Consider the following 12,101-nt stretch of genomic DNA (forward strand, 5'->3'; position numbering starts at 1 on the left):
CGACGCCAGTCAACTTGCTCGAACTGTAGTAGGGCTTGGTTTAATAGTTTCAACGTTTTTTATGAAAAATACTACCGAAACACATTTTTTTCAACTAATCTATTACTTTTTTAACCCCGATAGACTTTATAGACAGACTCTAGCTAGCCATGAAAAGCCGGTGGAAGGGCTTTCTTCACCCGGACGAATTAGTATTTACCCTAATCCTACCGAAAACAGTTTCATTAACATAGAATTTAGCGGATTGGAGGATAAAGCTGCACTGCAGATCTATACACTTCAGGGACGGTTAGTACGGGATGTAATTTTGACGAAGGCTAAGACGCTTATTGCACTGGACGACATTAAACCGGGTATTTATACGATGAGGATAATAGAGAAGACTGGCTCCGTTACGAAGCAAATAGTAGTTAAATAACATGAGCTGGGGACAACTGTTAATCACCCCTACCCTATGCAGTCACTATGACCCTATTTTATAAGTCTTTAAGTTGACAAAACCGTGGCAATCTCTTCGATGAAAGAATTGCCACGGTTTTATCGCAAATTACTTTTAACTAATCTTCAATTACCGGCCATTGGTTGTGATCATTAATAAACTTTTCAATGGGAGCGCTTTTGTAATCAGAGTTTTCATAACGCTCTTTTACACTTGAATGCACTAATGTTGGAATAACGTCAGGATCCGGAATTTCACGTATATACTTTCCTAAAAAACGCATAAACCCTTTGTATTCATCATGTTGTGTAGCTGTCGGATTCAATGTTGAAACGTACAAAAAGTCCTCGAAACTCAGGCCTACTGATTGGGCTTCCTTCATTAGCCACGTCATAGGTATATCAGAAAGGTTAGTACCATCAGGATCATTTTCGTATCCTCCTCCTACATCAGTGTGAACCCCGGCAAACCAGACTTGTTTTAAATCCACATTATCATTAGGCTGCCATATGGTAGGTTCAAAATCATCTCTTCTTTCATCCAGGGACAAAGCATGTCGCGCAGTAATAACGTTGCTCCCCAATTTATTGTCATAAAAACGATGTTGATCTTTTATTAACCCAAAAAATGAAAAGGGTAATCCCATGGCGCCTACGGTATCCCATACACCAATAAAAGTGATCATGCTACTGCCTTCAATAGCATATTGATTTCTCCAGTTCACGGAATAGTCACTCATAGGAATATATGCCGGATTTTTGTATAGTTCAAAGGCTTCTTCAATACGTCTGGATTCAGACCCTTTCAATATATTGCAATTATTTATTAAGCCACAAAGGCTCCTTACCGTATAAGCTCCACGGCTAAAACCAAAGAGATATATTTCATCTCCCTGCTCATAATTATGCACCAGGAACCGATAGCCATCCATTACGTTTTTTTCAAGCCCGGCACCAAATCCACCTCCGCTTAACTTATCGTGGTAAGAACCTATTCCCCAATCATAGAATACCACTTGTTTGATCCCTTCGGTATCTTTAGGGGCGATACCTCTTGCAAACTTCAATACATTGGAGGGATGATCTTCTTCAATGTTCTCTTCCGGACGGTTCCAGGTACCATCGGCACAAATGATAATTCTTTTCATGATGTTTAAGTTAGTTTCTGAACTATTTTGGGTTGTTTATATTTAGTCAATGTTAACATTCAAACTTACTTCTTGCAAGGTCTTCCTATTATGTTGTGAGGATGAGGAAGTGTTGTGTCCCACCTCATCTTCAGACAGTTTTTCAATATTAAATATTTCCGCTCTTCATCCCAACTGGCTTAATCTGTCATGGAAGTCTAACATACCAAACTGTTTGAAAACCGCCATTGGTTCGAAGTACTTATTGAAGTTCAACAAAGCAAGTTACCTGTGCTTGACGAAATAGTAATGAAGGCCTGAAATTTGCAAAGATTGGCAGAAACAGGTTAAACATTGCTTAACTTATTCCCGGATGGTTCTTTTCAACTTTCCAGGCCCTCTTCAAAAGAGCAGGAGAAAGTCAAAAGGTATTCATACACTACAGAGTAGGTGTTGATCGATCACTGATCAGCATAGGTTCTTCCGGAGTGCCGTTCATAATAAAGTAGGGCTTTGAGTCATCCATAGGCTTTTGCCAAAATCCTTTGCCCGCTACAAAGATCCTCTCCCCTACCTCCAATATGCCTTCTTTGAAAATAAAGCGCTTATTGATCCCTAAAAAATTAGTGGCCTTTTCTCCATACTTCTCCAGGACCTTCATATGTGTGTGAGGAAGTTCATCAAATCGATTAAATTCCTCTACCAACTCTTTATGAAGTGATATTTCCTGGCACCTTGAAAGGATTTTGGCGGGATCGCCATTAACATCCACAATATAAAAAGCAACAGATTTCTTTTCCGTGATAAGTTCTGCTTCTACATCATCATAACTACTTGAAATCACCTGACTGACTTCAATTTGATAGGCTACACACTTCTTTCCTGAAATGGGAGCAACAAGTAAGTCATCCTGCTCTCTAATCTTTCCTTTGATCCGTACTTTTTGATCTTTTTTCGCATCACGGATAGCCACCCTTTGCACTGCCTCCAGCGAACGTAAGATACGCTCATCTCGTTTGAAGTGACGTGCTATCAGAAGAGAGACTACCGCTACAACCGGGAGTATAACAATTTCTAACCAATCCAGAATATCCATCCGTGTTCAAGCAATAGAATGTTACATCAAGTAAAACTATATATTTTTACTTTCACCTTTCAAAAGATTTTGAGCATTGATATCCGTAAAGGCCAACCTCACCCCTGTATTTTCGTTTTTGATCGCTGAAATCTCAAACCTACTCAGCATCGACAACCGTTTACTACAGCCATCCATCCCCTACTTCACCCGTTGAAAATTACTTTTAGGTGCATTACATAATGGACAGTGATACTGCTCAGGAAGCGCTTCAAAGGGTGTATTTTTAGCAATGTCCTGCGCCTCCTCTCCGAATTCCTGGTCGTATTGAGTAAGACAACTCTTACACTCATAAAGTAGTTTGAAACCAGGGAGCCGAACGTCGAGGTCCATGGGCTTATCCCCCGCGATGTACTCGTCAAGCTGCTCGTAATAGATGTGACTGAGCTCGATGAGTAGAGAGGCGATCACTTCCCTGGGCATATTTTCAGCATAGTATTGGTACTCCATCAGGTTAGGGTTGAAGTCACGGGAATAGAGGATGTTGTAGCTGTCCTCCTGTTCGGTGGATTTTTCAATGACGATAGAGGTGAAGGGTGTGATATCATGGGAGGTTTTTACGGTGAACGTTAGTCCGTAGGTACTGATGTCCTGTTGATCGAGGGTCCGGACAAGTTGTGTTTTTAGCTCCAGGGCTTCTTCGTCGAGGGCAGGCAGGTGCCAGTTGAGTTCCAAAGCGGAATGTCTGAGGTTCATACCAGCCTTACCCAACAGTTTCTCCCATCCTATGCGATCTGTTTCAAAAATATCTTTGATCACCAGTGATTTCCATGGGGTAAGGCTGATCTTACCTACCTCAGTCTGCAAACAGCGCTGACAGATATCTTTCAGGATGTTGAAGTTAAAATGGTTGTCTCTCCAATAGAGACCCAGCCAGTATTTACCATCTGGCATACGGTTGATCCCCTCGTAATAGGGAAAGTTGGTATCCGGGAAAATGAGCTCTTCGGTGACCGGTTGAGTGTAAGCATTGGTTTCTTCCAGCCGTTGGGTCACTTCCTGGTATGGGATGTTATTTTCCACAATATTCAGCTCCTCCAGATGGCGGGACACTTTAGCGATGTCTTCACCATAAATAAGCAGAGGTACCTGCCATGGAGCGGACTGTATTTCGTTAAACCTCAGGTAGAGGTACCAGAAGTTTTCAAGGTTAGCGGCAAGGAAGTTAATATTACCGGTAAAAAGAGGTACCAAACTCTGGGAAGGGTCTACAATATTTATCCTTAACCGCGGCCTGTAGCTAAAGCTTTCCAGTATGTAGTGGTATTCATCGGAGCCCAACCATTTTTTACTCGGTTGCAGGTCCAGCGATACATAGGAGCTGGATATATTTTGATAAACGAAATCGTTGACCTCGTACTCCATGTCAATGGCCCCAAAGGTTTTATTAAGCAGCTCACCGTCTTTCTCAGTGGCCGGAAAAAGGATGTCCTGCCGTGAGCCAATATGGAGGTAACCGGCACCCAATCTCTCTGCAACATAGATGATCTTGAGCAGATCGCCAGGTGATATAATACCTCCTTTTACAAATACCCGAATAATATCTTTGAACTTTACAGGCTTGGAAGTGCTTTTTCTATCACGCATCAGTTTATTCATGCAGTTACCGGCTCACTATTTTTATTCAATATACGTTGTATCTCTGACTTACAACTTCCACAGCCCAATCCAGCCCCTGTAGCCTGACAAACCTCATTCAATGTGTGACTGCCTGACGCTATGGATGTGGTAATATTCCCCTCACCCACGTTGTTACAAGAGCATACCAACTTTCCGGATACTGGCACTATTTCTCCTCCGGACCGCAGCAGTTGCTTACGTTTTTCCGATAGTTCGACCTTGTTTTCTATCAGGTTTTTGAATTCTGCAAATTCAACTTTATCACCTATTAAGATGGCACCTACCAGTTTATCTTTATAGATAATACATTTTTTATAATACAGCCTGGCTTTATCCAGGAAAATGATCTCATCGTACCCTCTGCTATTGGCAGGCGCCTCCACCATACCTATGGAACAAAGGTCTAAATGGGCAAATTTCAAAATATTCATGGGGATGGAGCCTCCGTAAACCGAAGAGAGGTCTCCGGCAATGAAACGGGCACAGCAGTCGGCTTGCTGTTCAGCGGCTGCGGTAATACCATTCATTTTCTGATTAAATTCTGCGATCTCACCCAGTGCAAAAATGTTTTCATCCTGTGTTTGAAGGTATTCATTGACCAGTACTCCACGGCCACACGCTAGTTTTGACGCTTTGGCAATTTCAATGTTCGGGCGTGTTCCTATGGCATAGACGATGGCATCACAGTCCACCTCTTTTCCACTTTTAAGAAACACCTGCACCCCTCCCTCTTTTTCCGACTTTTCCACCGCAGTGACCTGGTCATTGGTAAACACAGAAATGTCAAGATCTTCAACATACTCACGTAGCAAGGCACTCCCGATAGGGTCCAGCTGACGTTCCATAACGCGGGAACGAAGCTGCACTATCGTTACATCCACATCTATTTCCTTAAGAGCGGCAGCTAGTTCCAATCCTAAAAGACCTCCTCCTACGATCACCACGTGCCCTTTGTTTTGGAGGGACTGCTTGAGTTCATCGGCATTTTTGCGGTCACGCATGGTAAAGACACCAGGTAGGTCGAGCAGCGTATCCGGAGGAACAAATGCCCTGCTACCGGTGGCCAATATCAGTTTATCGTAGGAGTGTATTTCTCCTTTTTGATCGGTAACCGTCTGTGTTTCCCGGTCAATACTTCCTATGGTATTGGACGTATAAAGATGTACATTCAGCGCTTCCAACTCGCCATATTCAAATTTTAGCAGTTCTTCCCAGGATTTGTGTTCGTTGATGTAATCGGGCAAAAGTACGCGATTGTAAAACGGCCAGGGTTCTTTGGAAAATACCTGTAATTCATCCGTTGTGTTCATCGAACGGTAGGTTTGTATGAACCGGTAAGCCGCAGCACCGGCTCCTACGATCACGATCTTTTCTTTGGGTTTGGTATATTTCTCTACCTGTACCGCTGCAAATTTGAACCCGGGTTGTTTCGATTGTGGGTCTATAGAATTATCTGTCAAATTATTGGCACGGCTGAAGTCCTGCTCCAGTGTTTTGCCCCAGTGCATGGGTAAAAAAACCACTCCTTCTTTTATACCTTCAGATACTTTCGCGGTTACCCGAACCTCGCCACGGCCGTTGGTTACCACAACCGGATCTCCCTCTTTTACTTTCCGCTGAGTCGCGTCTTTCGGATGAATTTCCAGGAAGGGCACAGGCATATGGCTGTTCAGCTTGTTGACCTTACCCGTTTTGGTCATAGTATGCCATTGGTCACGGATACGCCCGGTGGTCAATATCAGTGGTAAGTCCGGACTTATCTTATCGGTCAGGTTTTGCAGACCGCTGGTTTTGATCCGGGCCTTACCATTGGGCGTATAAAAGACTTTATCTGTAAAAAGGCGGGGCGTGCCGGAATGATCAGCTTCAGGCACCGGCCATTGCAAGCTTCCTTCGGTTTTTAATCGCTGGTAATTCAATCCGGCAATATCGATGTTAGTACCTTTCGTCAGCTTGCAGTGTTCGGCATACACCTCAGCGACGTTGTCATGATCAAATCCGTGATATCCCATGGCTTGTGCAAACCGGGTCAATATCTCTACATCCGGCAGGGCTTCCCCGGGTGGGTCCATCACTTTGCTTAAGTGGCTGATCCTCCGCTCTGAATTGGTCATGGTGCCTTCTTTTTCCAGCCAACCTGCTGCGGGCAGTACCAGGTCCGCATACTTAAGCGTATCGCTACGGTTGGAGATATCCTGCACCACTACAAATTTTGCCATGGATAATGCTTCATCTACCAGCCGGGCGTTTGGCATACTCACAGAAGGGTTTGTACAGATGATCCAGAGGGCCTTCATTTTACCTGTCTTTAGCGCCTCAAACATGGCAGTAGCTGTAAGCCCGGGTTTTTCATTGATCTTTTCTACTCCCCAGTAATCTGCCACCTCCTGTCGGTGGTCTGCGTTGAACAGGTCTTTATGTACGGCCAACAGGTTAGCCATGCCGCCTACTTCGCGTCCCCCCATCGCATTGGGTTGACCTGTCAGCGAAAAAGGACCGGAACCAGGTTTGCCAATTTGCCCGGTAACCAGGTTAAGGTTGAGCAAAGCCAGATTTTTGTTAACGCCATCGGTGCTTTGATTCAGCCCCATCGCCCACATAGAAATAAAACCCCGGGCGCTACCAATGTATTTGGAGGCGGTGACAATATCGTCAACAGCTACTTGGCATATGGCAGCAGCCTCTTTAACTGACCTTTTCATTACCTCTTTACGATACAGCTCAAAGCCCTCGGTATGATCCCGGATGAATTTCTCATCGATCTGACCATTTTCTATCAACAGCCGACCTATAGCATGCATGAGCACTACATCCGTCCCGGGCATAAGTTGAAGATGCAGATCAGCGATCCCACAGCTATCGGTCACCCTCGGGTCTGCCACGATGACTTTGGTATCCGGGTTTTGCTCCTTGTGCTGTGCTAACCGACGAAAAAGGATTGGGTGACACCAGGCAGGATTGGCGCCGGCTATTAAAAAACAATTGGCCAACTCTATATCTTCATAGGCAATGGGTACGGCATCCTCTCCCAGGGCTTGCTTATACCCCACCACGGCAGAACTCATACAGAGCCTCGAATTGGTATCAATGTTATTCGTACCGATCAGCCCTTTGACGAGTTTATTGACCAGGTAATATTCTTCGGTCAGACACTGTCCCGAAACGTAAAATCCGACAGAATCCGGGCCATATTGTGCGATCAGTGTCTTAAAAACCGCTGCGGAACGAAAGATGGCTTGTTCCCAGCTTACTTTGCTCAATGGCTGAGACCTGCTTCCTCTCATTTGAGGATAAAGCAGTCGGTCACTTTTATCCATGACCGTGTAATGCAAATTCATCCCTTTAGAACAAAGCATTCCCCTGTTCACCGGATGGTCTTCATCTCCCTTCAGGTCAATCTCCCCCCGTCGATTGACAGATACCTCCATTCCACATCCCACGCCACAGTACGAACAGGTGGTTTTTATACTTGCCTCAGTCTTTTCAGTCATAAATTCTTTTTAACCATGCTACCTTGTTTCCCTTTTTTAGCAGCAATCACCATTCATTCATCATCAGTGTTCCAGGAAATTGATCAGGTATCCGCGATAATCGTAGTAATCGGGATGTTCCAGCACTTCGATACGGTTTCTGGGCCGCTCGAAAGGTATGATCAATTCATCCCCTATTTTAGCGCTCGGTCCGCTTGTCATCATGATCACACGGTCGGCCAGGAAAATGGATTCATCTACGTCATGTGTTACCATAACGGCCGTGATTTTTTCCCGCTGCCATACTTCCAATAATACATCCTGAAGTTCGCCCCTGGTCAGAGAGTCTAACATACCAAACGGTTCATCCAGCAATAGTACTTTTGGTTTGAGCGCAAATGCCCTGGCTATGCCTACGCGCTGCTTCATTCCTTGTGACAGCTCGGTAGCGCGTTTGTCAAATGCATTGCCCAAACCCACTTTATCCAAATAATATTTACAGATTTCCAGTTTTTGCTTTTTTGTAGCATGAGGAAATACCTGCTTTACCCCTATCATTACATTTTGAAGGGTCGTAAGCCAGGGAAATAAACTCGGTGACTGAAATACCACTGCACGGTCGGGGCCAGCGCCACGAATAGGCTCACCATCTACCCGAATATGGCCGCCACTCAGGTCATTCAGACCAGCTATCATGGAAAGTAATGTTGATTTACCACAGCCTGAGTGACCAATAATGGAGATAAACTCACTTTCCCGGATAGTCAGCATCAGATCTTCCAGCACCACATAATCTCCCTTTGGCGTGGGATATACCTTTTTGACACTGTCACAATCAAGCATGACAGGCATACCCTTTAACCGGTCTCTAACGATCAGGTCTTTCAGGTCCGTTTCTACTTTTTCAATCGTATTCATCCCTAGAAATATTTAACTTTTTCGTTTGCTTTTTTCTTTCTGAAAGTGATCCGGCCGGGCATCACCGGTTTTAGGTCCGGTAGTTGGTAAGTAGTGCTGGTGTGCTGACTTCTACTGGCTCCTACCTCAATGAGATATTCCAGCACTTCATTACGCAGCTTTTTATATTCCGAATTATTATTGATATCCATGATGTTTCTGGGACGGGCTATGTTAACGCTAAATTCCGGTCCCAAAGTAGCCCCCGGACCAATGGTCAGCGGGATAATCCTGTCTGCCATAATGATCCCTTCGTCCACGTCATTGGTAATGAGCAGGGCCGTTTTTTTGTCCTTACTCCAAATGTTGATGATCTCTTTCTGAAGTGTACCTCTGGTGAGGGCATCCAGTGCGCTAAGCGGCTCATCCATAAGAAGTACTTCGGGATTCATGGCCAGCGCTCTCGCCACTGAAACACGCTGCCGCATGCCACCGGATAATTCAGCAGGTCGCTTTTCTGCAGCCGGCGTAAGGCTTACCATATCTATGTATTTTCTGATGTGATTGTCCTTATCTTTTTTAGGCATTTCAGGAAACACTTCATCAACGGCCAGCTTTACATTCTGATAGACAGTGAGCCAGGGTAAAATGGAATAATTTTGAAAGATCACACCGCGGTCAGGCCCCGGGCCGGTGACCGGTTTACCTTTCAGCAACACCTGGCCCGAATCAGGGGATAACAAACCGTTGATCAGATTGATCAATGTGGTCTTTCCACTGCCTGTAAACCCAACAATGGCTACGAACTCTCCTTCATTCACACTGAGATTCACATCCGATAATACTTCCGTCTTCTGATACCCCGTACCATATGACTTACTGATATTTTTTAATTCCAGTATTGCCATATTATGCTACCTCGGCTTTGTTGAAGGACATAAACTGCTGCAACACGACCATGATCCGGTCCAGTAAAAAACCAATGCCTCCTATCACGAACATAGCTACGATGATCTTAGCGTTGGAGTCGTTGGCGCCGTTTTGGAATTCTTCCCAAACAAAAGACCCTAACCCGGGACTTTGGGCCAATAACTCTATGGCTATCAACACCATCCAGGCCACAGACAGCGTGATCCGCATGCCCGTGAAAATGAGCGGAAAAGATGCCGGCAAAATCACTTTAAAAATATTCTGCCCTATGCTCAAACGTAATACTTTAGCTACATTGATGAAATCTTTGTCCACTGTAGCCACACCCATACTGGTATTGACCAATGTGGCCCACATGGCACAAAAAGCCACACTGATAAAGGAGATTACAAAAGACTTATCCATGTCCGGGTTTACGATAAGCGTTTTCACGATCATAAACACCAACAGCAACCAGACCACGGGAGAAACCGGCCTGAAGATCTGTATGAGCCAATTCAGCGCTGTACGTAATGTACTGCTTAACCCCATGATGATACCCATGGGAATAGCAATGAGCACTGCCAGTAAAAATCCGGCAAATACCGTTTTTATGCTGGTACCGATCTGATCGAGAAAAGAAGGTCTGCCGGTATATTCTATTAAGGACAGTCCCTGAGCTTCTCTTTGCGCGTTAGTGGCAGATACTTTCTGGCTGAAGGCCGCTTTCTTATCACTAATGTTAAGATGGTCCTGCCACAATGAAAGATAAGCACTATACACCTGCTGAGGGGAAGGCAACGTATTGGGTTGACAGGACACATCCCCGGACGCGATACAAGCCCGCATATCGATAGCTGCTTGCTCTCCCTGATCAGCAAGTGCCTTTTCCACCCTGCGTTCCGTCTCGATGTTATACAGGTAACTGGCTGCGCCCTGCCATACCAGTATGAACAACATTATGGTGACTACCGGAAATACTGCTTTTTTGAAAAAAGCAATGGTATTTTTCCGGGGTTCTTCTTTGTAACATAACCTGATCAAAGGTTCCAGAAAGCCCAGCCCGATGAATCGTATTATACGTATTATCCTATCTTTCATCTGTCTTAACGTTTAGTGGTCCTTATTGCCTATTTCAAAGCTTTGAATGTAGTCTAAAGGTTTTTTACCGTCGTATGTCTTTCCGTCAATGAAGTCTGTAGTGGCTGGTTTGTATCCATCGGTATCCGGCACATCGGTAGCATCAATATGGCCTTCTTTTACCAGCATATCCGCTGCTTTTTTCCAGATATCAGGGCGATAAATGTCTTTGATGGTAGCATGATACCACTCTTCCGGTTTGCTTTCAGGGATCTGTCCCCATCTTCTCATTTGAGTCAGGAACCATATCCCGTCACTATAAAAGGGATAGGTGGCATGGTAACGGTAAAATACGTTAAAGTCAGGCATGGACCTTTTTTGCCCTTTTTCAAATTCGAACGTGCCGGTCATGGAGTTGGCGATAACGACAGAGTCTGCTCCCACATATTCCGGCATGGAAAGTATGCCCACGGCTTTGGGCCTGTTGCCCGGCGTATCCAGCCACTTACCGGCACGGATCAGTGCTTTGGTAACGGCCACGGCTGTATTAGGATATTTTTCAACAAAGCTTTTGGTCATTACAAATACTTTTTCGGGATTGTTTTTCCAGATATCATAGTTCGTAGTTACCGGCACACCTATTCCTTTAAAAACAGCTTGCTGGTTCCAGGGCTCTCCCACACAATATCCATATATAGTACCTGCTTCAAGGGTAGCCGGCATCTGTGGCGGTGGTGTTACACTCAGCAAGACATCAGCATCTACCTGCCCCTGGATGTTTTCTTTTGTATAAAAACCAGGATGAATACCGGCCGCTGCCAGCCAGTAACGGATCTCATAATTATGGGTAGACACGGGAAATACCATGCCCATCTTGAAAGGCTTACCGTTGTTTTTGTACTCGTTCACTACCGGTGCCAGTGCATCTGCAGTAATAGGATGTACCGGACTTCCATCTTCGCCAATGGGTACATTAGGTTTCATTTTAGCCCACACTTCATTAGAGACTGTGATACCGTTTCCATTTAAATCCATTGAAAAAGGGGTCACTAATCCTGCCTGACGTCCGAAACCTGCCCCGGCGGCCACCGGCTGTCCGGCCAGCATATGTGAACCGTCCAGCTGCCCATCAATAACCCTGTCCAACACATTCTTCCAGTTGGATTGTGCTTCTATGGTAACAAACAGTCCTTCCTCTTCAAAGTAGCCGAGTTCTTTGGCTATGGCCAGTGGCGCCATATCGGTAAGTTTAATAAAACCGAACGTCAGCTGTGGTTTTTCAATGGCTAACGTTGTAGCACTTAAGCCATCTGCCGGTTTGTCTGTGGCCTCGCTTTTGGCCCCTCCACCACACTGTGTGAATAAAACGACTGTGGCAGCCAATAGTACAAGGTGAATTCTTTTCATATTTATATTCATAGTTTT

Annotated in this window: 9 protein-coding genes; 1 reads left to right on the forward strand and 8 read right to left on the reverse strand. The window is 44.9% G+C overall.

Annotation, left to right across the window (positions count from 1 at the left end):
• The coding region (locus FNH22_RS10720; protein ID WP_221420256.1) for a T9SS type A sorting domain-containing protein at positions 1-418 on the forward strand (418 nt) is incomplete at its 5' end.
• Between the two features lie 139 nt (positions 419-557).
• Here FNH22_RS10720 and FNH22_RS10725 read toward each other — a convergent pair.
• The 8 genes from FNH22_RS10725 to FNH22_RS10760 form a co-directional block, all read right to left on the reverse strand.
• A complete protein-coding gene (locus tag FNH22_RS10725) occupies positions 558-1,586 on the reverse strand; it encodes a DUF2235 domain-containing protein (protein ID WP_143398376.1) in 1,029 nt (342 codons plus the stop codon).
• 418 nt (positions 1,587-2,004) lie between these two features.
• Positions 2,005-2,661 (reverse strand): hypothetical protein, encoded by a 657-nt coding sequence (locus FNH22_RS10730; RefSeq protein ID WP_143398377.1) that lies wholly within the window; start codon positions 2,659-2,661, stop codon positions 2,005-2,007.
• A gap of 180 nt (positions 2,662-2,841) precedes the next feature.
• On the reverse strand, positions 2,842-4,299 hold the full coding sequence (locus FNH22_RS10735; RefSeq protein WP_255518029.1) for a rubredoxin: 1,458 nt from the start codon (positions 4,297-4,299) through the stop codon (positions 2,842-2,844).
• On the reverse strand, positions 4,296-7,811 hold the full coding sequence (locus tag FNH22_RS10740; RefSeq protein WP_143398378.1) for a nitrate reductase: 3,516 nt from the start codon (positions 7,809-7,811) through the stop codon (positions 4,296-4,298). Before FNH22_RS10740 ends, FNH22_RS10735 begins: the two co-directional genes overlap by 4 nt.
• A 63-nt stretch (positions 7,812-7,874) precedes the next feature.
• A complete protein-coding gene (locus FNH22_RS10745; RefSeq protein WP_143398379.1) occupies positions 7,875-8,708 on the reverse strand; it encodes an ABC transporter ATP-binding protein in 834 nt (277 codons plus the stop codon).
• 2 nt (positions 8,709-8,710) lie between these two features.
• Entirely contained in the window at positions 8,711-9,595 is an 885-nt protein-coding gene (locus FNH22_RS10750; protein ID WP_143398380.1) for an ABC transporter ATP-binding protein, read from the reverse strand.
• Between the two features lies 1 nt (position 9,596).
• Positions 9,597-10,697: an ABC transporter permease gene (locus FNH22_RS10755; RefSeq protein ID WP_143398381.1), complete on the reverse strand. Its 1,101-nt coding sequence runs from the start codon at positions 10,695-10,697 to the stop codon at positions 9,597-9,599.
• Between the two features lie 12 nt (positions 10,698-10,709).
• Positions 10,710-12,083 (reverse strand): CmpA/NrtA family ABC transporter substrate-binding protein, encoded by a 1,374-nt coding sequence (locus FNH22_RS10760; RefSeq protein ID WP_143398382.1) that lies wholly within the window; start codon positions 12,081-12,083, stop codon positions 10,710-10,712.
• Between the last annotated feature and the right edge of the window lie 18 nt (positions 12,084-12,101).

Source organism: Fulvivirga sp. M361 (assembly GCF_007097395.1).
Classification (GTDB): Bacteria; Bacteroidota; Bacteroidia; order Cytophagales; family Cyclobacteriaceae; genus Fulvivirga.

Coding starts and splice junctions, on each gene's coding strand:
- FNH22_RS10725 (WP_143398376.1), bottom strand. CDS start 1,586: ATGAAAAGAATTATCATTTGTGCCGATGGTACCTGGAACCGTCCGGAA.
- FNH22_RS10730 (WP_143398377.1), bottom strand. CDS start 2,661: ATGGATATTCTGGATTGGTTAGAAATTGTTATACTCCCGGTTGTAGCG.
- FNH22_RS10735 (WP_255518029.1), bottom strand. CDS start 4,299: ATGAATAAACTGATGCGTGATAGAAAAAGCACTTCCAAGCCTGTAAAG.
- FNH22_RS10740 (WP_143398378.1), bottom strand. CDS start 7,811: ATGACTGAAAAGACTGAGGCAAGTATAAAAACCACCTGTTCGTACTGT.
- FNH22_RS10745 (WP_143398379.1), bottom strand. CDS start 8,708: ATGAATACGATTGAAAAAGTAGAAACGGACCTGAAAGACCTGATCGTT.
- FNH22_RS10750 (WP_143398380.1), bottom strand. CDS start 9,595: ATGGCAATACTGGAATTAAAAAATATCAGTAAGTCATATGGTACGGGG.
- FNH22_RS10755 (WP_143398381.1), bottom strand. CDS start 10,697: ATGAAAGATAGGATAATACGTATAATACGATTCATCGGGCTGGGCTTT.
- FNH22_RS10760 (WP_143398382.1), bottom strand. CDS start 12,083: ATGAAAAGAATTCACCTTGTACTATTGGCTGCCACAGTCGTTTTATTC.